This window comes from Pseudomonas sp. MDV22-iso1, assembly GCF_058145095.1.
Genome location: NZ_JBYVMF010000006.1, coordinates 101,785 through 124,407, shown reverse-complemented (window position 1 = coordinate 124,407; position 22,623 = coordinate 101,785). Strand labels below are relative to the sequence as shown.

Annotated in this window: 23 protein-coding genes and 1 other RNA gene; 7 read left to right on the top strand and 17 right to left on the bottom strand. The window is 58.0% G+C overall.

The window, feature by feature from the left end; all coding sequences use genetic code 11:
* Position 1: 1 nt before the first annotated feature.
* The 9 genes from mraY to rsmI form a co-directional block, all read right to left on the bottom strand.
* Complete coding sequence (gene mraY, locus AC3ZVB_RS09890; protein ID WP_162437234.1) at positions 2-1,084, bottom strand: phospho-N-acetylmuramoyl-pentapeptide-transferase; 1,083 nt, start codon at positions 1,082-1,084, stop codon at positions 2-4.
* The gene (locus AC3ZVB_RS09885; protein ID WP_162437233.1) at positions 1,084-2,451 is read right to left on the bottom strand and encodes a UDP-N-acetylmuramoyl-tripeptide--D-alanyl-D-alanine ligase; all 1,368 of its coding nucleotides are present in this window, start codon (positions 2,449-2,451) and stop codon (positions 1,084-1,086) included. The genes mraY and AC3ZVB_RS09885 overlap by 1 nt, the downstream gene beginning before the upstream one ends.
* The gene (locus AC3ZVB_RS09880; RefSeq protein ID WP_490146398.1) at positions 2,444-3,907 is read right to left on the bottom strand and encodes a UDP-N-acetylmuramoyl-L-alanyl-D-glutamate--2,6-diaminopimelate ligase; all 1,464 of its coding nucleotides are present in this window, start codon (positions 3,905-3,907) and stop codon (positions 2,444-2,446) included. The genes AC3ZVB_RS09885 and AC3ZVB_RS09880 overlap by 8 nt, the downstream gene beginning before the upstream one ends.
* On the bottom strand, positions 3,907-5,646 hold the full coding sequence (locus AC3ZVB_RS09875; protein ID WP_178114290.1) for a peptidoglycan D,D-transpeptidase FtsI family protein: 1,740 nt from the start codon (positions 5,644-5,646) through the stop codon (positions 3,907-3,909). Before AC3ZVB_RS09875 ends, AC3ZVB_RS09880 begins: the two co-directional genes overlap by 1 nt.
* The gene (ftsL, locus tag AC3ZVB_RS09870) at positions 5,646-5,939 is read right to left on the bottom strand and encodes a cell division protein FtsL (RefSeq protein WP_110964807.1); all 294 of its coding nucleotides are present in this window, start codon (positions 5,937-5,939) and stop codon (positions 5,646-5,648) included. The genes AC3ZVB_RS09875 and ftsL overlap by 1 nt, the downstream gene beginning before the upstream one ends.
* A complete protein-coding gene (gene rsmH, locus AC3ZVB_RS09865; protein WP_490146397.1) occupies positions 5,936-6,883 on the bottom strand; it encodes a 16S rRNA (cytosine(1402)-N(4))-methyltransferase RsmH in 948 nt (315 codons plus the stop codon). Before rsmH ends, ftsL begins: the two co-directional genes overlap by 4 nt.
* Complete coding sequence (mraZ, locus tag AC3ZVB_RS09860) at positions 6,880-7,335, bottom strand: division/cell wall cluster transcriptional repressor MraZ (RefSeq protein WP_008147486.1); 456 nt, start codon at positions 7,333-7,335, stop codon at positions 6,880-6,882. Before mraZ ends, rsmH begins: the two co-directional genes overlap by 4 nt.
* A gap of 446 nt (positions 7,336-7,781) precedes the next feature.
* Positions 7,782-8,135, bottom strand: an RNA gene (gene rnpB / locus AC3ZVB_RS09855) — RNase P RNA component class A.
* A gap of 75 nt (positions 8,136-8,210) precedes the next feature.
* The gene (gene rsmI, locus AC3ZVB_RS09850) at positions 8,211-9,116 is read right to left on the bottom strand and encodes a 16S rRNA (cytidine(1402)-2'-O)-methyltransferase (RefSeq protein WP_162437229.1); all 906 of its coding nucleotides are present in this window, start codon (positions 9,114-9,116) and stop codon (positions 8,211-8,213) included.
* Between the two features lie 176 nt (positions 9,117-9,292).
* On the opposite strand from rsmI, the gene AC3ZVB_RS09845 reads away from it, so the two are divergent.
* The 4 genes from AC3ZVB_RS09845 (at position 9,293) to AC3ZVB_RS09830 (ending at position 12,739) form a co-directional block, all read left to right on the top strand.
* Complete coding sequence (locus AC3ZVB_RS09845) at positions 9,293-11,104, top strand: penicillin-binding protein activator (protein WP_162437228.1); 1,812 nt, start codon at positions 9,293-9,295, stop codon at positions 11,102-11,104.
* Complete coding sequence (locus tag AC3ZVB_RS09840; RefSeq protein WP_162437227.1) at positions 11,104-11,466, top strand: YraN family protein; 363 nt, start codon at positions 11,104-11,106, stop codon at positions 11,464-11,466. The genes AC3ZVB_RS09845 and AC3ZVB_RS09840 overlap by 1 nt, the downstream gene beginning before the upstream one ends.
* Before the next feature lie 104 nt (positions 11,467-11,570).
* Positions 11,571-12,164, top strand: coding sequence for a phosphoheptose isomerase (locus tag AC3ZVB_RS09835; protein WP_162437226.1), 594 nt, complete (start codon positions 11,571-11,573; stop codon positions 12,162-12,164).
* A complete protein-coding gene (locus AC3ZVB_RS09830; RefSeq protein WP_162437225.1) occupies positions 12,161-12,739 on the top strand; it encodes a BON domain-containing protein in 579 nt (192 codons plus the stop codon). Before AC3ZVB_RS09835 ends, AC3ZVB_RS09830 begins: the two co-directional genes overlap by 4 nt.
* 72 nt (positions 12,740-12,811) lie before the next feature.
* On the opposite strand, the gene AC3ZVB_RS09825 is transcribed toward AC3ZVB_RS09830, so the two are convergent.
* From AC3ZVB_RS09825 to rplM, 7 genes are all read right to left on the bottom strand, one after another.
* A complete protein-coding gene (locus AC3ZVB_RS09825; RefSeq protein ID WP_162437224.1) occupies positions 12,812-13,225 on the bottom strand; it encodes a ClpXP protease specificity-enhancing factor in 414 nt (137 codons plus the stop codon).
* A gap of 16 nt (positions 13,226-13,241) precedes the next feature.
* On the bottom strand, positions 13,242-13,859 hold the full coding sequence (locus AC3ZVB_RS09820; protein ID WP_162437223.1) for a glutathione S-transferase N-terminal domain-containing protein: 618 nt from the start codon (positions 13,857-13,859) through the stop codon (positions 13,242-13,244).
* 150 nt (positions 13,860-14,009) lie between these two features.
* A complete protein-coding gene (locus AC3ZVB_RS09815; RefSeq protein ID WP_162437222.1) occupies positions 14,010-14,792 on the bottom strand; it encodes a cytochrome c1 in 783 nt (260 codons plus the stop codon).
* Positions 14,792-16,003: a cytochrome b gene (locus tag AC3ZVB_RS09810; RefSeq protein WP_162437221.1), complete on the bottom strand. Its 1,212-nt coding sequence runs from the start codon at positions 16,001-16,003 to the stop codon at positions 14,792-14,794. Before AC3ZVB_RS09810 ends, AC3ZVB_RS09815 begins: the two co-directional genes overlap by 1 nt.
* Positions 16,003-16,596: a ubiquinol-cytochrome c reductase iron-sulfur subunit gene (petA, locus tag AC3ZVB_RS09805; RefSeq protein WP_007905300.1), complete on the bottom strand. Its 594-nt coding sequence runs from the start codon at positions 16,594-16,596 to the stop codon at positions 16,003-16,005. The genes AC3ZVB_RS09810 and petA overlap by 1 nt, the downstream gene beginning before the upstream one ends.
* Positions 16,597-16,864: 268 nt before the next feature.
* Complete coding sequence (gene rpsI, locus AC3ZVB_RS09800) at positions 16,865-17,257, bottom strand: 30S ribosomal protein S9 (protein WP_490146396.1); 393 nt, start codon at positions 17,255-17,257, stop codon at positions 16,865-16,867.
* 14 nt (positions 17,258-17,271) lie between these two features.
* On the bottom strand, positions 17,272-17,700 hold the full coding sequence (rplM, locus tag AC3ZVB_RS09795) for a 50S ribosomal protein L13 (RefSeq protein WP_007905295.1): 429 nt from the start codon (positions 17,698-17,700) through the stop codon (positions 17,272-17,274).
* Positions 17,701-17,945: 245 nt separating this feature from the next.
* Between rplM and AC3ZVB_RS09790 the strand changes: the two genes are divergently transcribed.
* Positions 17,946-18,986: an NADP(H)-dependent aldo-keto reductase gene (locus AC3ZVB_RS09790; RefSeq protein ID WP_194692703.1), complete on the top strand. Its 1,041-nt coding sequence runs from the start codon at positions 17,946-17,948 to the stop codon at positions 18,984-18,986.
* A 106-nt stretch (positions 18,987-19,092) separates the two neighbouring features.
* On the opposite strand, the gene AC3ZVB_RS09785 is transcribed toward AC3ZVB_RS09790, so the two are convergent.
* Positions 19,093-20,229, bottom strand: a complete 1,137-nt coding sequence (locus AC3ZVB_RS09785; RefSeq protein WP_194692704.1) for an acyl-CoA dehydrogenase family protein — start codon at positions 20,227-20,229, stop codon at positions 19,093-19,095.
* A 219-nt stretch (positions 20,230-20,448) separates the two neighbouring features.
* Between AC3ZVB_RS09785 and AC3ZVB_RS09780 the strand changes: the two genes are divergently transcribed.
* Positions 20,449-21,369 (top strand): GlxA family transcriptional regulator, encoded by a 921-nt coding sequence (locus AC3ZVB_RS09780; protein WP_194692764.1) that lies wholly within the window; start codon positions 20,449-20,451, stop codon positions 21,367-21,369.
* Positions 21,370-21,653: 284 nt separating this feature from the next.
* Positions 21,654-22,541, top strand: coding sequence for a nitrilase family protein (locus AC3ZVB_RS09775; protein WP_162437217.1), 888 nt, complete (start codon positions 21,654-21,656; stop codon positions 22,539-22,541).
* The last annotated feature ends 82 nt before the right edge of the window (positions 22,542-22,623 follow it).

The following is a 22,623-nucleotide window of genomic DNA, read 5'->3' as shown; positions in this document are numbered from 1 at the left end:
TCTACCTCAGCTTCAGGGTGGCAAGGCCGACCAGTACCAGAATCACGGTGATGATCCAGAAACGGACGATCACGCGTGGCTCGGGCCAGCCCTTGAGTTCAAAATGGTGGTGAATCGGTGCCATGCGGAATACGCGGCGCCCGGTCAGCTTGAAAGAGGCAACCTGAATGACGACCGACAGGGTCTCCATCACGAACACGCCGCCCATGATGAACAGGACGATTTCCTGACGGACAATCACTGCGATGGTGCCCAGGGCCGCGCCCAGCGCCAGTGCGCCAACGTCGCCCATGAAGACTTGCGCCGGGTAGGTGTTGAACCAGAGAAACCCGAGACCCGCACCGATCAATGCGCCGCAGAACACGATCAACTCACCCGCGCCCGGAACGTAAGGAATCAGCAGGTATTCCGCGAACTTCACGTTACCGGACAGGTAGCAGAAGATCCCCAAACCACCGCCAACCATCACGGTCGGCATGATCGCCAGACCGTCGAGGCCATCGGTCAGGTTGACCGCGTTGCTCGAGCCAACGATCACGAAATAGGTCAGGACGATAAAGCCCGCGCCCAGGGGAATGCTGTAGTCCTTGAGCATTGGCAGGATCAGCGTGGTTTCCACAGGAGTGCTGGCGGTCATATAAAGGAAGATCGCCGCGCCCAGGCCGAACACCGATTGCCAGAAGTATTTCCAGCGACTTGGCAGGCCACGTGAATTCTTTTCGATCACCTTGCGGTAGTCATCGACCCAGCCAATCGCACCAAACAGCAAGGTGACCAGCAGCACGGTCCAGACATAGCGGTTGCTGAGGTCGGCCCAGAGCAAGGTGCTGACGCCGATGGACGACAGGATCAGCGCGCCGCCCATGGTCGGGGTGCCTGATTTGGACAGATGCGATTGCGGACCGTCGTTGCGAACGGATTGACCGATCTGACGCTTCTGCAAAGTACGGATCATCCACGGGCCATAGCACAGCGACAAAACCAGCGCGGTCAGCACACCGAGAATCCCGCGCAGGGTCAGGTACTGGAAGACCGCGAAGCCTTTGTAGAACTGTTGCATGTACTCCGCTAGCAGCAGCAGCATTAATGTTTCTCCAGACTGGACCCGCACAAAGCGGCGACGACGTTTTCCATCGCAGCGCTACGCGAGCCCTTGATCAAAATGGTGGTGTTTGTGTCTTGCTCGGCGTCCAGGGCCTTGATCAGTTCAGCCTGAGTGGCGAAGTGACAAGCCTGTTCACCGAAAGCGTTTACGGCGTGAACCATCATGGGTCCGACGGCGTAAAGCGCGGAAACCTTGCCACGGGCGTACTCGCCCACGTCGCGGTGTCCCTGCTCTGCCCAATCGCCCAACTCGCCGATATCCCCGAGCACCAGGACGGTGCGGCCGGAAAAGCCGGCGAGTATATCAACGGCGGCGCACATTGAGGTGGGGTTCGCATTGTAGGTGTCATCGATGACGCGCATGCCGTTGCTGGCCAGTTGCGCAACGGTGCGCCCCTTGACCGGCTGCACTGCGCCAAGCCCGGTGGCGATGCCGAACAGCGAGACACCCAGCGCATGGGCGGCAGCTGCGGCGGCCATCGCATTGGCAACGTTATGAGTGCCGAGCAGGTTCAATTGAACGCGCTCCACACCTTCAGGACTGTGTAGATTGAACGCCGGGCAACCGCGAGCATCACGGTCCAGATCGCTGGCGTAGAAGTCAGCGCTGAGGTTGCTCAAGGCGAACGTCAGCACTTTGCGACCGGCTGCACGGGTCTTCCAGATACCGAACGCCTTGTCATCGAGATTAAGAACGGCGACGCCATCGGCATCCAGCCCTTCAATGATCTCGCCCTTGGCTTCAACGATTTTTTCCGGCCCGCCGAACTCACCAACGTGGGCGGTCCCGGCGTTGTTGAGAATGGCCACATGAGGTTTGGTCATGGCCACTGTGTAAGCGATTTCGCCGAGTCGCGAGGCACCCAGCTCAATGACCGCTGCGGTGTGTTCTGGCGCAAGTTCGAGCAGGGTCAACGGAACGCCGAGGTCGTTGTTCAGGTTGCCACGGGTCGCCAGTACCGGACCCCGCGTGCGCAGGATGCTCGCAAGCATTTCCTTGACCGTGGTCTTACCGCTGGAACCGGTGATTGCTGCAACCTGATGCGTGAAACCGGCACGGTTCATCGCGCCCAGTTGGCCAAGCGCCTGGCGTGTATCTTTCACCAGCAATTGCGCAAGCGTGCTGTCAGTAACTTCGCGCTCGACCAGGGCTGCAACGGCGCCTTTTGCGGCGACGTCGTTCAAGTAGTCATGACCATCAAAACGCGGGCCGGTCAGGGCGATAAACAGTTGGCCTGGCTGGATCGCACGACTGTCGATGCTGACACCGTCGAAAGTGGCATCAGTATTCACCAGACGGGCGTTCAGCGCGCCGGTCAGTTCGCTCAGTGTCAGGGCTTTAAGCATGGGCCACCTCCCACGCGGTCAGGGCATGATCAGCCTCGACCAGATCGGAGAAAGCGTGGCGCTCGCCGTTGATTTCCTGATAGTCCTCGTGCCCTTTACCGGCCAGGACAATCACGTCATCCGCCGACGCTCCGGCGATAAGCTGAGCAATCGCCTGGCCACGGCCGGCAACGAATGCGACGTTATCTACAGCGCTGAAACCGGCGCGGATGTCGTCGAAAATCACCGACGGGTCTTCGGTACGCGGATTGTCATCGGTGACGAGCACGCCATCGGCCAGACGCTCGACCACCTCGGCCATCAGCGGACGCTTGCCGCGATCACGATCACCGCCGCAACCGAACAGGCACAGCAGCCGACCTTTGGCGTGTGGACGCAGGGCCGTCAATACTTTCTCCAGCGCGTCGGGCGTATGGGCGTAATCCACGACCACCAATGGCTGAGAGCCGCCGCCGAGGCGTTGCATACGGCCGGCCGGGCCTTCGAGTTTTGGCAGGACCTTGAGGATTTCGTCCAGCGCGTAATCCAGACCAAGCAATGCGCCGACCGCTGCCAGCACGTTGCTCAGGTTGAAACGGCCGAGCAAGGTGCTGCGCAAATGGTGTTCGCCCTGGGGCGTGACCAACGTGGCACGTACGCCTTCGTCGTCGAATTGCGCTTCGCGGCAATACAGGTAAGCGCTGGCGTCTTCAAGACTGTAGGTAATCAGCCGCGACTCGCGTTTTTCCGCAGCCAGCTGGCGGCCGAATTCGTCGTCGAGGTTAACCACCCGGCATTTAAGATCGTTCCAGGCAAACAGCTTGGCCTTGGCTTCGCCGTAGGCCTGCATGGTGCCGTGGTAATCAAGATGGTCCCGGGAAAGATTGGTCATCACCGCCACATCAAACGCCAGCGCAGTGACTCGCCCCTGATCGAGACCGTGGGACGAGACTTCCATGGCGACGGCTTTGGCGCCGGCCTTTTTCAGGTCGGCAAGGGTCGCCTGGACGGCAATCGGGTTCGGCGTGGTGTGCAGGCCGCTTTCGAGCGCGCCGTAGAAACCGGTACCCAGTGTGCCGACAATCCCGCAGTGCTGACCGAGCAGGTCCAACGCTTGCGCAACCAATTGCGTCACGCTGGTTTTGCCATTTGTACCGGTCACGCCAACCAGGTTCAGGTGGCGACTCGGGTCACCGTAAAAACGTCCAGCGATGTCCGACAGCTGCGCCGCCAGGCCTTTGACCGGAATCAGCGGCACATCGGTGATCGGCAGCACCGTCGCGCCTTCAACTTCATAGGCCACGGCCGCCGCACCGCGCTGCAGTGCGTCGGCGATGTGCGCGCGACCGTCGAACTTGCCGCCAGGAACGGCGAGGAACAGATCGCCTGCCCGCACGTTGCGGCTGTCGAGGGTCAGTTCCCGGATCAGCAGATCGCGACCGGCGTGGGCAAAAATCTTGTTCAGACTAAGAGACATCAGCCGCGCCCTCCATTGGCTTTCAGCGGAACGACCGGTGTGGCATTGGCCTGTTGAGTCGGTGGCAGGTTGTCAGGCGTGATGTTCATCAGGCGCAAGGTCCCGGACATCACTTTGCTGAAGACCGGTGCCGAAACCAGACCACCGAAATAACCGGCTTTGGTCGGTTCATCGATCACCACCACGATGGCGTAACGCGGATCGCTCATCGGGCCGAAGCCGGCGAACAGCGAACGGTAGGAATTCTCGGCGTAGCCTTTGGTACCGACCGACGTTTTGCGCGCGGTACCCGATTTGCCAGCCACGTGATAAGCCGGCACCTGCGCACGGAACACGCCGCGCGGGGCTTCGATTACCTGGGTCAGCATGCCCTGCATGGTTTTCGCGACGGCTTCCGGCAATACCTGAGTGGTTTGTGGCGCCTTGTCAGTCTTGATCAGGGTCAGCGGCGCGAGACGACCGTTATTGGCCAGGGCCGAGAAGGCGTGGACCAACTGGATCGCCGTCACGGAAATGCCGTAGCCGTAAGACAGCGTGGCGGTCTCGGCTTTGCGCCATTCGCGATAGTTCGGCAGGTTGCCGACGCGCTCACCCGGGAAACCGAGGCCGGTGTCCTGGCCGAGCCCGACTTTTTGGGCGAGACGGAAGATTGTTTCGCCGCCGATATCAAACGCGACCTTGCTCATGCCGACGTTACTGGAGTTGATCAGGATGCCTGTCAGGTCGAGTACCGGACCTTCGCTCCTGGAAACGTCCTTGATGGTGTACTTACCAATCTGCAAGGTGCCCGGGTAAACCTCGACGGTATCGCTCGGTTTCCAGCGACCGCTTTCGATCGCAGCGCTCATGGAGATGGCTTTCATGGTCGAACCTGGCTCGAACACGTCGATCATTGCGCGGTTGCGCATCATCGCCGGTTGCAGGTTGCGACGGTTGTTCGGGTTGTAGGTCGGCTGATTGACCATGGCCAGGATCTCGCCGCTCTTCACGTCCATGATCACGAGGCTGCCGGCCTTGGCGCCGTTCTCGATGATCGCGTTACGCAGTTCGCGGTTGGCGAGGTATTGCAGGCGCAGGTCAATGGACAACGCCAAGGGCTTACCGGCCTTGGCGTTTTTGGTGACCTGGACATCCTTGATGAGCCGACCGCGCCGGTCCTTGATGACCTGGCGTTTGCCAGGGACACCGGCGAGCCATTCGTCGTAGGCCAGCTCGACACCTTCGCGACCGTGGTCATCGATGTCGGTAAAGCCGACCATGTGCGCGGTCACTTCACCGGCAGGGTAGAAACGCCGGAACTCTTCAATGCCATAGACGCCCGGTACTTTAAGATCGAGCACGGACTGGCCTTGCTCGGGGGTCAGCCCGCGCACCAGATAGATGAATTCTTTGTTGGCCTGGGCCTCGAGACGTTCGGTCAAGGCTTTGGGATCCTGGCCCAGCGCGGCTGCGAGTGCCGGCCATTTTTCTTTGGCCTGCTGCATTTCCTTGGCGTTGGCCCACAGGGTCGTGACCGGCGTACTGACGGCCAACGGCTCGCCGTTACGGTCAGTGATCAAACCACGGTGAGCGGGAATCGGAATATGACGAACGCTGCGCGCGTCGCCCTGGCCTTTAAGGAAGGCACGGTCAACCACTTGCAAATCGATAATGCGCCAGGCAATCGCCGCCACCATGACGCTGAGCAAACCCACCACCAGGCGAAACCGCCATGGAAAGAGAGCACCTTCAAGTTTCATCATGGCGCCACCATCTGCACTTCAGCTGCGCCGGGAATGCGCATCTTCAGTTGCTCAGTGGCCAGGACTTCGATACGGCTGTGTGCGGTCCAGGTGCTCTGCTCGAGGATCAGACGGCCCCACTCCGCTTGCGCCTTGTCGCGCACGCTCAGTTCGTTGTACAGCGAGTTCAAAAGCTGACGGTTCCAGTGGGCGCTGTACGACACGCCGATGGCCGACACGAGCACGCCGAGAAACAGCAGCAGCATGAAAAAGCTTCCGCCTGGAAGTGGCTTGGCGAAAAGCTTGCTCACCGCAGCTTCTCCGCCACGCGCATGACGGCGCTACGGGAACGTGGGTTGGCTTTGAGTTCGGCCTCGGAGGCGGACTGCGCTTCGCCATGGACTTTGATTTTTGGTTCGAAGGCTACATGCCGGACCGGCAGGTTGCGTGGCAGGTTGTCGGCTTCGCCTTTCACCAGTTTGCGCATGAACAGTTTGACGATGCGGTCTTCCAGCGAGTGGAAGCTGATCACGACCAGGCGGCCGCCGACTTCCAGGCAATCCAGCGCCGCTTCAAGACCGGCCTCCAGATCGCCCAGTTCATTATTGACGTGAATACGCAGGCCCTGGAACGCACGGGTAGCCGGGTTTTTGCCCTTTTCCCATGCCGGGTTGGCGACCTTCAGGACTTCTGCCAGGTCGGCTGTACGCTCGAAGGGTTTGATATCACGGCGCTCGGCGACAGCTCGGGCCATGCGACCGGAAAAACGCTCTTCGCCATATTCCTTGAATACCCGGGCGATTTCTTCGGCCGGCGCAGTGTTGACGAATTCGGCAGCACTGATCCCGCGGGACGGGTCCATGCGCATGTCCAGCGGGCCATCGTTGAGGAAGCTGAAGCCGCGTTCCGGGTCGTCAAGCTGCGGCGAGGACACTCCAAGGTCGAGCAGGATACCGCTGACTTTGCCAGCCAGACCGCGATCTGCCACTTCCGAACCCAGCTCGGCAAAGCTGCGCTGCACAACGACAAAGCGGCCGTCTTCGGCCGCTAGCGTTTGCCCGGTGGCAATCGCTTGAGGATCTTTGTCGAACCCGAGCAACCGACCTTCGGGACCGAGCTGGCTGAGGATCAACCGACTGTGTCCGCCGCGACCGAACGTGCCGTCCAGATAGCAACCATCAGGACGTACGGCGAGAGCCTCCACGGCTTCGTCGAGCAGTACGGTGATGTGGTTAAAGCCGCTATCAATAGTCACAGAATTAGATCACGCAGTTCATCAGGCATCGCGCCCGGTTGTTGAATAGCAGCCAGGTCAGCGGCAGAAACCGCATCCCAGGCATCCTCGTCCCACAATTGGAACTTGTTCAGTTGGCCTACCAACATCGCGCGCTTATCCAACTTGGCATATTCACGCAGACGCGGTGGAACCAGAAAACGACCACTGCCATCGAGTTCGAGGTCGACGGCATTACCAATCAGTAAACGTTGCAGGCGGCGGTTCTCTTCGCGAAGCGAAGGCAGTGCGCGCAGTTTGGTTTCAATAATTTCCCACTCATCGAGGGGGTAAACACACAAACACGGATCAACGGCATCGATTGTGACGATTAACTGACCGGAACTTCTCGAAACCAGCTCGTCGCGATACCGGCTCGGCATAGCGAGACGGCCCTTTGCGTCGAGACTGATAGCGTTAGCTCCGCGAAACACGTCAGCGTTTCTCCAAATATTAGCGTTTTTAGCTCAAAAAACCCACTTCATGCCACTTTCCGCCACTTGCGCACACTATAGGAATGCGCCTACCGCACCGTCAAGGCGCGCAGTAAAGGAAAAGCCTTACAGAACTGTGATTTAGGAGCCTAAAAGGAGGGGTAACGAGAATCTGACGCGTAATCTTGCTCAATAACTTGATTCAGCACTGACGGCTGCGCTCGAAAGTTAAAGTAGTTTGTTAAGAGTAAGATTTTTTTGGTATTACGAAAGTGCTTCAGCTGATGATTCTGGAAGGAGGTAAATCGGCGCTGCGAGGAGTTTATTGGAATGCCATCAATGCAGGCGAATCAGTATCACTCAGGCCTTCCAGCGTTCAATCGCAAGGAAGGAGTAACACTACTGCCTGCGCCCTGTTCAAAGCCTCAAACAGGAAGGGGAAAAAGGTGGAGAGTCGATCTGTAAGCCGGGTTCTGTCTTGAACAGTCATTCGTCTACGATGGCCATCACTGGACATCTTTAGCAACCTACCCGGTCCCAGCGCGGGCCACGCCTTGGGACCCTATTTGGTCTTGCTCCAAGTGGGGTTTACCTAGCCACGAACTGTTGCCAGTCGTGCGGTGCGCTCTTACCGCACCTTTTCACCCTTACCGGCGCCGAAGCGCTTAGGCGGTTATTTTCTGTGGCACTTTCCGTAGGCTCACGCCTCCCAGGCATTACCTGGCACTTCGCCCTATGGAGCCCGGACTTTCCTCCCCCCCCTAATTTTCATAGAGGGCAGCGACTGTCCAATCGACTCTCCGCCGCGAAGGTTAACGGCAGAGCGCCCGAAGAACAAGCGCTAAAAGCCTTCAGCCATGCCTTCGCGTCGGGTTTTACTCGCCCTTCTGTTTATCCAGCGCAACTTGATAGAGCACATTCTTGCGCTCTCCGGTAATTTGCGCCGCCAGTGCCGCGGCTCGCTTGAGAGGCATTTCCTCCAGCAACAAATTGAGAATACGCATTGCCTCACTGCTGACCGCGTCTTCTGTTTCGGGCGCCGACCAGCCCGCCACCAGCACCACACACTCACCGCGCTGCTGATTGCTGTCTGACTCGACAAACGCACGCAGCTCGGCCAGCGGCAACCCTTTGAGGGTCTCGAACGTTTTCGTCAGCTCGCGGGCCAGCAATGCCGGGCGCTCAGGACCGAACACCAACTCCATGTCCTGCAGGCATTCCAGAATACGATGCGGGGCTTCGTAGAAAATCAGCGTACGCGGCTCTTCCTTTACCAATTCCAGACGAGCGCGCCGACCGACGGCCTTGGCTGGCAGAAAGCCCTCGAAGATGAACCGGTCCGACGGCAAGCCCGCCGCCGACAGCGCGGCAATCAATGCACAGGCACCCGGGACCGGTACCACGCTGATGCCCGCGGCACGCGCCTGGCGCACCAGGTGATAGCCCGGATCGGAAATCAGTGGCGTCCCGGCATCGGAGATCAGCGCAACGTCGTCACCGGCAAGCAAACGGGTAATAAAGCGGCTACCTTCATCCCGCTCGTTGTGTTCATGACAGGCCGCCAGCGGCGTAGGAATGCCGAAGTGCTGCATCAATCGCTGGGAATGGCGAGTGTCTTCAGCGGCGATCAACGCAACGTCACGCAGGATTTTCAGCGCGCGCGCACTGATGTCGTCCAGGTTGCCGATGGGCGTCGCCACCACATAAAGCGAGCCAGCAGCGGAATTCAAAGCACCTGGAGCAGTCAAAGCGCACACCTCATGATCGTTAAAAGGCGACATTGTAGCGCGTAGATCCGTTTCCGATACGCGCAAGCAACTTGGGGTTTTTCATGCCTTTTGACCGCGCAGCAACATTTACACGAGCTAAATTGATCGATTCACACCAGTAACATCGCGCCCCGGCCAGTGCTTGGGTACAATTCCACGCTAATTTGATCGAGTATCAGGAACACTACATGATCGCTTGCCTGCGGCTGTTCACTGCCCTCTGCCTTGCTGCCTTGCTGGCGGCTTGCGCCAGCTCGCCCTCCTCCAGCCTTGGCGAACTTCCACGGACCCCGGATGCCAGTATCGAGCAACTGCTCGAACAGGCGACTCAAAGCAAAGACCCGGAAAAAGCTGCGTTGCTGCGCCTGAGCGCCGCAGACCTGGCCTTCCGCCAAGGGAATGCCGGCCAATCCGCGCAAATCCTGCAGCAAGTGCCTGTCGAACAACTCAAGCCTGGACAACAGGTTTTCGCGAGCACACTGGCAGCTGAACTGGCCATGGCGCGCAATCAGCCGAAAGCCGCCTTGACCGCGTTGAGCCATCCAAGCCTGCAACGACTGAGCGAACTGCCTGTCGAGCAGCAAGTCCGCACCGGCACCGTTCACGCCCGCGCACTTGAAGCCGACGGCCAAACCCTGGCTGCTGCGAAGGAGCGAATCTTTATCGCCCCGATGCTCGAAGGTGAAGCGGCCAGCAAAAACCACGAAGCGATCTGGACCCTGATCGCCTCACTGCCAACCGATCAACTGCAGCCCACCACCACCGACGACCTCGGCGGCTGGATGAGCCTGGCCCTGGCCGTGAAAACCGCGGGAACCCTGGAGCAACAGCAAGCCGCGATCGACAACTGGCGCGCGCAGAACCCCAAGCATCCGGCGGCCATTCAATTGCCGCTGCCACTGACCAGGCTCAAGGAGCTGGCCAGCCAGCCGCTGAGCAAGATTGCCCTGCTGCTGCCACAAGACGGACCACTGGCTTCGGTCGGCAAAGCACTGCGCGAAGGTTTCATGGCCGCTCACTACCAGGCGCAACAAGCCGGGCAGAAGCCACCGGCTATCGAGTTCTATGACAGCTCGCGCCTGACGTCTCTGGATGAGTTCTACCGCAAGGCTCAGGCAGATGGCGTGCAACTGGTCATCGGCCCGCTGGAAAAGCCACTGGTCAAACAGCTCAGTACACGCCCGCAATTGCCGATTACCACGCTGGCACTGAACTACAGCGAGGGCGCACAAGGCCCGGCTCAACTGTTCCAGTTCGGTCTTGCCGCTGAAGATGAAGCCCGTGAAGTCTCTCGCCGCGCCCGCGCCGATGGCCTGCATCGCGCCGCCATCATGGTGCCGAAAGGCGAATGGGGCGACCGCGTGCTGAAAGCGTTCAGCCAGGATTGGCAAGCCAATGGCGGCAGCATTGTTGCTACCGAGCGCGTTGATCAGCCGGTGCAACTGGCGCAGCAAATTGCCGACATGTTCCAGCTACGCCAGAGCGAAGGTCGCGCCAAGAGCCTGCAAAGCACCGTGGGCTCGCAGGTTGCCGCCCAGCCTTCGCGTCGCCAGGACATCGAGTTCATCTTCCTGGCCGCAACCCCCCAGCAAGCCCAGCAGATCAAACCGACCCTGAACTTCCAATACGCAGGCGACGTACCGGTTTACGCAACGTCCCACGTATTCAGCGCCAGCGGCGATGTGAATCAGTACAACGACATGAATGGCGTCCGGTTCTGCGAAACGCCATGGCTGCTGGACGTCAACGATCCGCTGCGCAAACAAGTCACCGCTCAATGGCCACAAGCTGCTGGCAGTCTGGGTCGCCTCTACGCAATGGGCGCGGATGCCTACCGTTTGGCGCCTCGCCTAGGCCAGCTGAAGGCTTTGCCGGACAGCCGTATCGAGGGTGAATCCGGCAGCCTGGGCATGACCCAGAATCAACGGGTTGAACGTCAGTTGCCGTGGGCACAGTTCGTCAATGGCCAGGTTCAACGCCTGCCGGACACCCCACGCTGATGCCCGACAGGTCACGCCAGCAAAGCGGACAAGATGCCGAGCGCCATGCGCTCGAGCATCTTCAGCAACACGGTCTGCGCCTGGTGGCGCAGAACTGGTTGTGTAAACGCGGCGAGCTTGATCTGGTCATGCTTGATGGCGATACAGTAGTATTCGTTGAAGTCCGCTACAGAAAAAACACTCAATGGGGTGGCGCGCTCGATAGCATCGATGGGCGCAAACGGCAGAAACTGATTTTTGCCGCGCAGTATTTTCTTCAGCGCGAATCGCGCTGGGCCAATTCCCCTTGCCGTTTCGACGTGGTTGCCATCGACAGCAACCTCGATCAGCTCAACTGGTTGCAAAATGCCTTCGACAGCTGATTGCTCATGCGCTGAACCGGACGCTTTCACCCAACACTTTTGCTCTTTGCTTTGCGGGCTGCACATTCCTGTGCCAAGTAGCCGCGCTAATTAAGGTCACACAGATGGACATGCAATCCCGAATTCGCCAGCTTTTTCAGGCCAGTATCGACACCAAGCAAATGGCGATGGACGTACTTGCACCGCACATCGAGCAAGCCAGCCAGGTCATGGTAAACGCCCTGCTGAACGAAGGGAAAATGCTGTCCTGCGGCAACGGCGGCTCTGCCGGCGACGCCCAGCATTTTTCGTCGGAACTGCTCAACCGTTTCGAGCGTGAACGTCCAAGCCTGCCCGCCATTGCGCTGACCACCGACACGTCGACGATCACCTCGATCGCCAATGACTACAGCTACAACGAAATCTTCTCGAAGCAGATCCGCGCGCTCGGCCAACCGGGCGATGTGTTGCTGGCGATTTCAACCAGCGGCAACTCGGCGAACATTATTCAAGCGATCCAGGCCGCACATGATCGCGAAATGATTGTCGTAGCAATGACGGGGCGCGATGGCGGCGGCATGGCGTCACTGCTTTTGCCCGAGGACGTTGAGATCCGGGTACCGGCCAACGTCACTGCACGTATTCAAGAAGTCCACCTGCTGGCGATCCATTGCCTATGCGACTTGATCGACAGCCAACTGTTCGGGAGTGAAGAATGACCCCTAATCGCCTAGGCCTTCTGGCCTTGACCCTATGCCTCGGCATCAGCGGCTGCACCTCGGTGGTAAACGCCAGCCGGGAAGCGCCGATTGAAGACGACCGCGGCACCCGCACTTTCGGCAGTAAAATTGACGATTCCCTGATCGAGACCAAGGTCGGTGTGAATATCGCCAAGGCCGACCCTGCACTGGATAACGACTCGCACATCGTCGTCACCAGCTTCAACGGCGTTGTACTGCTTGCCGGCCAGACCCCACGCGAAGACCTCAAAGCCAAGGCCGAGCAGGCAGCCTCTGTCGTCCAGCGCGTGAAGAAAGTCCATAACGAACTGCAAGTGCTGCCGCCTTCCGGCTTCCTTGCCCGCCAGAACGATGCCTGGCTGACCTCCAAGATCAAGACCCAGATGCTCACCGACCCGAACATCCCGGGCTCGCGCATCAAGGTCATTACCGAAAACGGCATCGTCTATCTGCTGGGCCTGCTGACCAAGCAGGAAGCGGCGCAGGCGACCAATCTGGTGCAGGGCGTTTCTGGCGTGCAGAAGATTGTGAAGCTATTTGAATATATCGATTGATGCGTTATCGGACCTACAGGTTTGAAGTGGCGACGTAATAAAAAAGGCGATCCTTTCGGATCGCCTTTTTTATTACTTCACCACTTTCAAACTGGGTCGACCGCTTGGACGCGGCGGCTCGGTGTCGGGTGGCGGAATATCATCATCCAGCTCGATCTCTTCCTCGTCTTCCATGGGCGATTCCAGATCAAACACCATGCCCTGACCGTTCTCCCGGGCGTAAATGCCCAGGATCGATGCGATAGGCACGTACAGGGTGTGCGGAACGCCACCGAAGCGCCCTTCGAAGCTGACCGCTTCGTTATCCATGTGCAAATGACGCACAGCTGCCGGCGATACGTTCAGGACAATTTGTCCGTCACTGGCAAATCCCTGAGGCACCTGTACCGACGGATACTCGGAATTGACCAGCATGTGCGGGGTGCAATCGTTATCCACAATCCACTCATAGAGCGCGCGGACCAGATAAGGTCGACTGGAGTTCATAGCGGCTCCTTAAGCCTTAGCGCATATCGCGTTCGACACCAGACAGACTCGCCTGGAAAGCCTCACGCGCAAACGAGCGCTCCATATAATCAAGCAGCGGCTTGGCTGGCCGCGGCAGTTCAATACCCAAAATCGGCAAACGCCAGAGTATTGGTAGTAGGCAGCAATCCACCAGGCTTTGTTCCTCACTGAGGAAAAACGGCTTGTCAGCGAACAATGGCGACACGCCGCTCAGGCTTTCTCGCAGCTCTTTACGAGCAACGACACGGGCCGCTTCCTTGGTCCGCGAATCCAGGATCAGATCCACCAGGCCACACCAGTCACGCTGAATACGATGTATCAGCAGACGGCTGTTCGCTCGCGCCACTGGATAAACCGGCAGTAACGGCGGATGCGGGTAACGCTCATCCAGATATTCCATCACCACGGTCGACTCCCACAGCGCCAGGTCACGATCGACCAGGGTGGGCAGACTTCCGTAAGGGTTCACTTCAATCAGTTTAGGCGGCTGGCGACCAGCTTCCACATAAATGATCTCTGCGCTGACACCCTTCTCTGCAAGTACGATACGTACCCGGTGGGAATAGTGGTCGGCGGGGTCGGAGTAACAGGCCAACCGATTGGTCACGCCCATGGCGGTCCTCCTCGCTTGTTGAAATTTCGAAAGCGGAAAAACGAGCGCGCCCAGAGGGCGTCTCCCCGTAACGCCTGGATAACCAGATCCGTTACACCTTTAGAGACGCCCTTGGGCGCGCGCGATTAACAGCAATTGCTTAAAGCGTTATCAGTGCACGTCTTTCCAGTATTCGCGCTTGAGCAGGTAAGCGAATACGAAGAAGAACGCCAGGTACAGCAATACATACGTACCGATGCGCTGATGTTGCAGCTTAACCGGGTTAGCCGAGTAAGCGAGGAAGGTTACCAGATTCTTCACCTTCTCATCGAACTGCTCTTCAGTCAGCGTTCCGCTTTTCGGCACGATGGTCAGCTGATCGCACGCTTCATGAGTCAGCGGCGTACCGGTCAGCGGATCATATTGCTTCTTGCCGTCTTCGACGATCTGGACCTGTTTGCAGCCCACGACCTGACGACCTTGCAGACCGACCAGAACGTTTGGCATCCCTACGTTAGGAAATACCTTGTTGTTCACGCCCCATGGACGCGCTGGGTCTTCGTAGAAAGACTTCAGGTAGCCATAGAGCCAGTCTGTACCACGAACGCGAGCAACCAGGGTCAAGTCAGGCGGTGCCGCACCAAACCAGGTCTTCGCGTCAGCCGGCTGCATACCGATGTTCATGTGGTCGCCGATCTTGGCGCCAGTGAGCACCAGGTTCGAGAGCATCAAGTCATGCGGAATGCCGAGGTCGTCGGCAACACGCTCGTAACGCTGGAACTTGGCGCTGTGGCAACCCATGCAGTAGTTGGCGAACGTACGTGCGCCATCTTGCATTGCAGCCTTGTCGGAAACGTCGATATCGACTTTTTCCAACTCAGGACCACCGTGTTCAGCCGCAAAAGACAGCACAGGCAGAGCAGCAAGAATCAGTACAGCAAATAGCTTTTTCATCAGCCAGTCACCCTTTCCGGAACCGGTTTTGTCTTCTCGAGCCTGGTGTAGAACGGCATCAGAATGAAGTAGGCGAAGTACAGGAAGGTGCATACCTGCGACAGCAGCGTACGACCTGGCGTTGGAGCGAGTACGCCCAACACGCCCAGGATCACGAACGAGATGCAGAACACCCACAACCAGATCTTGCTCATCCAGCCCTTGTAACGCATCGACTTGACCGGACTCCGGTCGAGCCACGGCAGGACGAACAGCACTGCGATCGCCGCACCCATGGCAATGACACCCAGGAGCTTGTCGGGAATCGCCCGCAAAATTGCGTAGAACGGCGTGAAGTACCAGACGGGTGCAATGTGCTCAGGTGTCTTGAACGCGTTCGCCTGTTCAAAGTTCGGCTTCTCGAGGAAGTAGCCGCCCATTTCCGGGAAGAAGAACACGATCGAGCAGAAGATGAACAGGAACACCACAACGCCGACGATATCTTTCACGGTGTAGTACGGGTGGAAAGCAATGCCATCCAGCGGTACGCCGTTTTCGTCCTTGTACTTCTTGATGTCCACGCCGTCCGGGTTGTTCGAGCCGACTTCGTGCAGCGCCAGCACGTGCAACACCACCAGACCGAGAATCACGATCGGCAGGGCAACAACGTGTAGGGCAAAGAAGCGGTTCAGGGTGATACCGGAAATCAGGTAGTCACCACGGATCCACTGAGTCAGGTCGTCACCGATGACCGGAATCGCACCGAACAGCGAGATGATTACCTGGGCACCCCAGTACGACATCTGGCCCCAAGGCAGCAGGTAGCCCATGAAGGCCTCTGCCATCAACGCCAGGTAGATCAGCATGCCGAAGACCCACACCAGCTCACGCGGCTTCTGATACGAGCCGTAGAGCAAGCCACGGAACATGTGCAGATAGACCACGATGAAAAACGCCGAAGCGCCGGTGGAGTGCAGCAGACGCAGGATCGAGCCGTACTCGACGTCGCGCATGATGTATTCGACGGAGGCAAACGCTTCTTCCGCCGACGGGGTGTAGCTCATGGTCAGCCAGACACCGGTGACGATCTGGTTGACCAGAACGAGCAGCGCGAGGGAACCAAAGAAATAGAAGAAGTTAAAGTTCTTCGGGGCGTAATACTTGCTGAGATGGTCTTCCCACATTTTGGTCGCGGGGAAGCGTGCATCAACCCAATCCATGAACTTGCTCATCACGCTTTCTCCGTATCGACGCCAATGACAATGATGTCATCGGTCTCATAGGAATGCGGGGGAACTGGCAGGTTCAAAGGCGCAGGTTGCGACTTGTAGACGCGGCCAGCCAGATCGTAGTGGGAACCGTGGCAAGGGCAGAAATAACCACCTACCCAATCCTTGCCCAGATCCGCAGGTGCCACTTCCGGACGGAAAGTCGGCGAGCAACCCAGGTGCGTGCAAATACCGATCAGCAGCAGAACCTCTGGCTTGATCGAACGCGTTTCCGGGTCGACATAAGTCGGTTGTGTCGAGTTCTTGGAGGTAGGGTCAGACAGCTGGCCCTCGATCTTTTTCAGATTCCCCAGGATTTCCTCGGTACGGCGGACGATGAATACCGGCTGACCGCGCCACTCAGCAATCATCTGCTGGCCTGGCTCGATTTTGCTGACATTCACTTTCACCGGTGCACCTGCGGCTTTCGCCTTGGCACTGGGAAACCATGACCCCACGAACGGGACCGCAGCCCCCACCGCTCCTGCAGCACCCACCACGGATGTGGCTGCTACCAAGAAGCGACGCCGGCCTGCATTCACGCCGTCATTGCTCATTCAGTCCTCTCCCATCAGCTTTGTGGCCTGTTAAATCAGGCATCTACTAAGTAAATCTATGTACTTATAAAAATTTTGCCGAATGGTAATGAAAAGCCCCAATTCTGACAAGGTAATTACCCAAGTGCTCCACTGCCAAGCCTTGCAGTATAGGGGCTCTGCGCGTGTGGCAAGTTGTCACAGCGCAATTATTCAAGAATTCGCGCCCATAAAAAAACGCCCAGCTCCGTGAGGAAACTGGGCGTTCTTTTTTGAACGTAGAAGCGAATTAACGCTTCGAGTACTGCGGACGCTTACGCGCTTTACGCAGACCAACTTTCTTACGTTCAACTTCACGAGCATCGCGAGTAACGAAGCCAGCTTTGCGCAGAGCGCCACGCAGGGTTTCGTCGTACTGCATCAGTGCGCGAGTGATACCGTGGCGGATTGCGCCAGCTTGACCACTTACACCACCGCCGATCACGGTGACGTAGATGTCGAACTTCTCGACAGTCTCAGTCAATTCCAGCGGCTGACGAACTACCATACGGGCAGTTTCGCGGCCGAAGAAATTATCCAGCGAACGGTTGTTGATGGAGATGTTACCAGTACCCGGACGCAGGAAAACGCGTGCGGTTGCGGTCTTGCGACGGCCAGTGACGTAATTTTGAGTCGCCGACATAATGAACTATTCCGTTAAAACTTCAGTTCTTGGGGCTGCTGAGCAGTATGAGGGTGTACAGCGCCCGCATAGACTTTCAGCTTACGATACATGTCGCGACCCAGCGGGTTCTTAGGCAGCATGCCTTTGACCGCGGTCTCGATCACGCGCTCAGGGGCTTTAGCGATCAGCTTTTCGAAGTTGATCGACTTGATGCCGCCCGGGAAACCGGAGTGGGAGTAGTAGATTTTGTCGGTGGTTTTAGCACCGGTTACACGAATCTGCTCGGCATTGATAACGACGATGTAATCGCCGGTGTCAACGTGAGGAGTGTACTCAGCTTTATGCTTGCCACGCAGACGGCTCGCGATTTCGGTGGCCAGACGACCCAGGGTCTGACCTGCAGCGTCGACGACAAACCAGTCGCGCTGTACTGTTTCCGGTTTAGCAGTAAAAGTTTTCATTCTTTATAGCCTCAGGGGCCGCCCTGTAAATTAGACGGCGGATCTTACTGAATAGTGCGTACTTTGACAAGTCAAAGGCAGCCGGATACAGACGCTTTCGGGGGCTCGGGTCGGCGCGTCCGTTCAACGGCAAGATTCTTCGGCGGCGGCGCATCACTTCCACTGCAGAAAGAGGTGCGCAATTATGCAGATTGCGAAAAATAATTCAACCTGCTTTTATGATTGTTTTTCCAAAGGAGCACCCGATGGACTATCGCCAGCTAGGCCGAACCAATCTGAACGTGAGTGCCATCTGCCTCGGGACCATGACCTGGGGCGAGCAAAACAGTGAAGCTGAGGCCTTCGCGCAGATCGAACGGGCCAAGGGCGCGGGAATCAATTTCATCGACACCGCCGAGATGTATCCGGTGCCGCCCAAGGCAGAAACCTACGCCGCTACCGAGCGCTACATCGGCAATTACTTCAAAAGTCGCGGTGATCGTGCGGACTGGATCCTGGCCAGCAAGATCGCCGGCCCCGGCAACACCATCGATTACATCCGTGATGGAAACCTGCGACACAACCGTCAGCACATCACCGAAGCCGTCGACGCCAGCCTCCAGCGCCTGCAAACCGACTACATCGACCTGTATCAGTTGCACTGGCCGGAGCGCAGTACCAATTTCTTCGGACAGCTCGGCTACAAACACAAGAGCGAAGCCAACCTGACGCCACTGGAAGACACCCTCGAAGCACTGGACGAACAGGTCAAGGCCGGCAAGATCCGCCACATCGGCCTGTCCAATGAAACGCCATGGGGCACCATGCGCTTCCTCGCCCTTGCCGAAGCCCGTGGCTGGCCGCGTGCCGTGTCGATCCAGAACCCCTATAACCTGCTCAATCGTAGTTTCGAAGTGGGCCTGGCAGAAATAGCCATCCGCGAACAATGCGGCCTGCTCGCCTATTCGCCATTGGCGTTCGGCTTTCTATCAGGCAAGTACGAAGGTGGCGCGCGTCCGCCGAAAGGTCGTCTGAGCCTGTACAGCCGCTTCACACGCTACTTCAATCCGCAGTCGGAAGCTGCGTGCAGCCGTTATGTGGCACTCGCGCGCGAGCACGGTCTGGACCCGGCGCAGATGGCGCTGGCGTTCGTGACCCAGCAGCCATTCGTGACCAGCAACATCATTGGCGCGACGACGATGGAACAGCTAGAGAGCAACATCGCGAGCTTCTACTTGAAGCTTTCCGATGAAGTGCTGGAGGGCATCGAGGCGATCCATAGGGATCACCCGAACCCTGCACCTTGATTGATTCTTAAGCCCCATCGCGGGCAAGCCACGCTCCCACAGGTTTGCGCAACACCTGTGGGAGCGGGCTTGCTCGCCGCGAAGGCGTCAGTCCAGTCACCGCCAATTACAGCGAACGCGCAATAATCTCCTTCATGATTTCGTTGGTCCCCGCATAAATCCGCTGCACCCTCGCATCCGCCCACGCCCGGGCCACCGGGTATTCCCACATGTACCCGTAGCCACCATGCAATTGCACGCATTCGTCGAGCACCTTGCACTGCAGGTCCGTACCCCAGTACTTCGCCATCGCCGCTGTCGGCACGTCCAGCTTGCCTTGCAGGTGCAGTTCCAGGCAGCGATCGACGAAGACCCGGCCAATCTGGATTTCGGTCGCCATTTCCGCCAACTTGAAGCGGGTGTTCTGGAAATCCGCAACCGCCTTGCCGAACGCCTTGCGTTCGCGGGTGTATTCAAGTGTCCATTGCAGCGCGGCTTCAGCCGACGCAAGGCCGCCGATGGCAACGGTGAGCCGCTCCTGAGGCAGCTCCTGCATCAGATAGGCAAAGCCCATCCCCGCCTGACCCAGCAGATTCTCCTTGGGCACCCGGACGTCCTGGAAGAACAGTTCCGAGGTGTCCTGAGCCTTCATGCCGACCTTTTCCAGACGCTTGCCCTTATCGAAACCCGGCGTGTTGGCCTCGACCAGAAACAGACTCGTACCTTTCGCCCCGGCTTTCGGATCGGTCTTGGCCACGACAATCACCAGGTCGGCCAGAAACCCGTTGGTGATGAACGTCTTCGAACCGTTGATCACATACTCATCACCGTCCAGCACAGCGGTGGTCTTGACCCCTTGCAGATCGGAGCCGGCGCCTGGCTCGGTCATCGCGATGGCGGTGACCATCTCACCCGACACCAGTTTCGGCAGGTATTTGTGTTTCAGCGCTTCACTGCCGTAATGCAGGATATAAGGCGCAACAATGTCCGAATGAAGAGAAAAACCTATCCCGGTAAGCCCGAGCCGACCGACTTCTTCGATCACCACGGTGCTGTACAAAAAATCCGCTCCCAGGCCTCCGTACTCTTCCGGCAGATGCGAACACAACATCCCCGCCTCCCCTGCCTTGTTCCAGAGTTTGCGGTCGATGTACCCCTGTTTTTCCCATTGCCCGTGAAACGGCACCGCTTCTTTTTCGAGGAACGTTCGCACACTGTCGCGAAAGAGTTCGTGCTCGGAGCTGAACAAGGTTCTGGGGATCATGCGGCACCTGTCGTTTTTATTAGAAGGATGTAGCTCAAGAGACTAAGCCCCGCTTCCGATACAGGACACTGGACACATCAGACAAAAAATAAGACGATCCAGCCGTCTCGTGACCACTTTCCCCTATAAGAATAAAGTTGAATTATGTCTAACCGAGCCTCCACGCCTTTACGGCGCGTCTGCATCCTGGCGATCGACCGGGTTTTCGCTTCCACCCTCATGCAAGCCAAGGATTTTTTTCACCTCGCCAGCCTGCGTTACGGCAAACAACTCGGCCACGGCCTGGTCCCGGCGTTCGAAACCCGCCTGGTCAGCCCCGATGGCAAGCCGGTAAACAGCTTCAGTGATGTGATCATGCCGGTGGATGGCGGCCTGGAAAACGCTGACATCATCATCCTTCCAGCTTTCTGGGACGATTTCGAAACGCTCTGCCAACGTTATCCTCAAGTGCTGCCCTGGCTGCGCCAGCAACATGCCCGTGGGGCTGTTCTATGTGGTGAGGCCACTGGCGTGTTTTGGCTCGCCGAAGCCGGTCTGCTCGACGGCAAGGAAGCGACCACTTACTGGCGTTTCTTCAATGCCTTTGCCGAGCGCTTCCCGAAAGTGCAGCTCAATCAGGACAAACACCTCACCGACGCGGACAACCTGTACTGCGCAGGCGGCACCACCTCGGCCTGCGACCTTTACATCTACCTCATAGAACGATTCTGCGGCGCCAACGTGTCGCAAGCCGTGGCCCGCGACATCCTCTATGAAGTGCAACGCAGCTATTCCCCCGGACGAATCGGGTTCGGCGGTCAAAAGCTGCATCAGGACGTGATCATCCTGCAGATCCAGCACTGGCTCGAAGAACATTTCGCCGACAAATTCCGCTTTGAAGACGTCGCTCGCGAACACGGCATGAGCATCCGCAATTTCATGCGCCGCTTCCAGACCGCCACTGGCGACAAGCCGCTGCACTACTTGCAACGCCTACGCATTGAAACCGCCAAGGGATTGCTCTCCGCCAGTCGCAAAAGCATCAAGACCATCAGTTACGAAGTGGGTTACGACGATGCGAGCTTCTTCGCGCGGTTGTTTCGCCAGCACACTGAATTGTCGCCAAACCAGTATCGGCAGCAGTTCCAGCAGGCTGCGTAATGCGCTGCAAAACCGCGCAAATCTGAACGACAGCTTGCTGGCGATGAATGTTAAGTCGCGTTGACTGATGGACCGCGTCGCTGAAATCGCCGGCAAGCCGTGCACCTACAAATCCCACCTCCGCTCGGAAGCCAATGCACACACGGCATTGGCTCACCTTCGCCATCTTGGGATATGGACTACAGCCGAAAGGGAAGTGGCTGACTTCCTCGTTTTTGCATCTTCAACGCCTAATCACGGCACACCGAAACGGTTGAAGAACAATAAAAACGAGGTCATTCGAAATGAGCGAATCAACAAGTCCTGTTCGTGTAGCAGTCGTGCAATTCGATCCACAAGTCGGAATGAACAACCGGGAAGGCAATCTGTGTTGCAGCCTCGAATTGGCTTTAGAAGCCGTTCAAGGGGGTGCAAATCTCATCGTGCTGCCCGAGCTGTCCAATACAGGCTATTTTTTCACCAACCGACAGGACGCTTTCGAACATGCCGAAGCAGTTCCCGACGGGCCAAGTGTTCTGAGCTGGACAAATTTCGCCAGGGAACACAACGTTTACCTGGTGGCGGGATTGACCGAGCGAGACGGTATGCGGCTCTTCAACACCGCCGTCCTCTTGGGCCCGGAAGGTTTTATCGGGAAGTATCGGAAAGCTCATTTATGGAACCTGGAGAAACTTTGGTTCACGCCGGGTGACACGGGCTTTCCGGTGTTCGATACGCCGATCGGTCGCATCGGCTTGTTGATCTGCTGGGACATCTGGTTCCCGGAAGTGCCCCGCATCCTTGCCCAGCAAGGCGCGGATATCATTTGCAGCCTGAACAACTGGGTCTGGACACCGCCGCCGCTGTTCGATGATGCAGGCAAGTGCATGGCTTCCTACCTGACGATGACGGCAGCGCACGTCAACAATGTGTTCATTGCGGCGGCGAGCCGTATCGGCGAAGAGCGAGGCGCACGTTATCTCGGTTGCTCATTGATTGCCGGCACCAATGGCTGGCCGATGGGCGCCGTGGCCTCGGCAGACAAACAGGAAATACTGTTCGCCGACATAGACCTGACCAGTGCTCGCAGCGCCCCCATCTGGAACAACCTGAACGATCTGCATCGCGATCGGCGTACCGATCTGTTCGATCAGATGCTCGGTTACACCCAGCACCCCGCCCTGCCGCGCTAATCAGGGGAACCTCATCATGGACTCTCAAACCGATTCTCCTCGGGCGGATTCGCTCGCCCGCAGAAAGCTTGATACGTCAATT

Coding starts and splice junctions, on each gene's coding strand:
- mraY (WP_162437234.1), bottom strand. CDS start 1,084: ATGCTGCTGCTGCTAGCGGAGTACATGCAACAGTTCTACAAAGGCTTC.
- AC3ZVB_RS09885 (WP_162437233.1), bottom strand. CDS start 2,451: ATGCTTAAAGCCCTGACACTGAGCGAACTGACCGGCGCGCTGAACGCC.
- AC3ZVB_RS09880 (WP_490146398.1), bottom strand. CDS start 3,907: ATGTCTCTTAGTCTGAACAAGATTTTTGCCCACGCCGGTCGCGATCTG.
- AC3ZVB_RS09875 (WP_178114290.1), bottom strand. CDS start 5,646: ATGAAACTTGAAGGTGCTCTCTTTCCATGGCGGTTTCGCCTGGTGGTG.
- rsmI (WP_162437229.1), bottom strand. CDS start 9,116: ATGTCGCCTTTTAACGATCATGAGGTGTGCGCTTTGACTGCTCCAGGT.
- AC3ZVB_RS09845 (WP_162437228.1), top strand. CDS start 9,293: ATGATCGCTTGCCTGCGGCTGTTCACTGCCCTCTGCCTTGCTGCCTTG.
- AC3ZVB_RS09840 (WP_162437227.1), top strand. CDS start 11,104: ATGCCCGACAGGTCACGCCAGCAAAGCGGACAAGATGCCGAGCGCCAT.
- AC3ZVB_RS09835 (WP_162437226.1), top strand. CDS start 11,571: ATGGACATGCAATCCCGAATTCGCCAGCTTTTTCAGGCCAGTATCGAC.
- AC3ZVB_RS09830 (WP_162437225.1), top strand. CDS start 12,161: ATGACCCCTAATCGCCTAGGCCTTCTGGCCTTGACCCTATGCCTCGGC.
- AC3ZVB_RS09825 (WP_162437224.1), bottom strand. CDS start 13,225: ATGAACTCCAGTCGACCTTATCTGGTCCGCGCGCTCTATGAGTGGATT.
- AC3ZVB_RS09820 (WP_162437223.1), bottom strand. CDS start 13,859: ATGGGCGTGACCAATCGGTTGGCCTGTTACTCCGACCCCGCCGACCAC.
- AC3ZVB_RS09815 (WP_162437222.1), bottom strand. CDS start 14,792: ATGAAAAAGCTATTTGCTGTACTGATTCTTGCTGCTCTGCCTGTGCTG.
- AC3ZVB_RS09810 (WP_162437221.1), bottom strand. CDS start 16,003: ATGAGCAAGTTCATGGATTGGGTTGATGCACGCTTCCCCGCGACCAAA.
- petA (WP_007905300.1), bottom strand. CDS start 16,596: ATGAGCAATGACGGCGTGAATGCAGGCCGGCGTCGCTTCTTGGTAGCA.
- rpsI (WP_490146396.1), bottom strand. CDS start 17,257: ATGTCGGCGACTCAAAATTACGTCACTGGCCGTCGCAAGACCGCAACC.
- rplM (WP_007905295.1), bottom strand. CDS start 17,700: ATGAAAACTTTTACTGCTAAACCGGAAACAGTACAGCGCGACTGGTTT.
- AC3ZVB_RS09790 (WP_194692703.1), top strand. CDS start 17,946: ATGGACTATCGCCAGCTAGGCCGAACCAATCTGAACGTGAGTGCCATC.
- AC3ZVB_RS09785 (WP_194692704.1), bottom strand. CDS start 20,229: ATGATCCCCAGAACCTTGTTCAGCTCCGAGCACGAACTCTTTCGCGAC.
- AC3ZVB_RS09780 (WP_194692764.1), top strand. CDS start 20,449: ATGCAAGCCAAGGATTTTTTTCACCTCGCCAGCCTGCGTTACGGCAAA.
- AC3ZVB_RS09775 (WP_162437217.1), top strand. CDS start 21,654: ATGAGCGAATCAACAAGTCCTGTTCGTGTAGCAGTCGTGCAATTCGAT.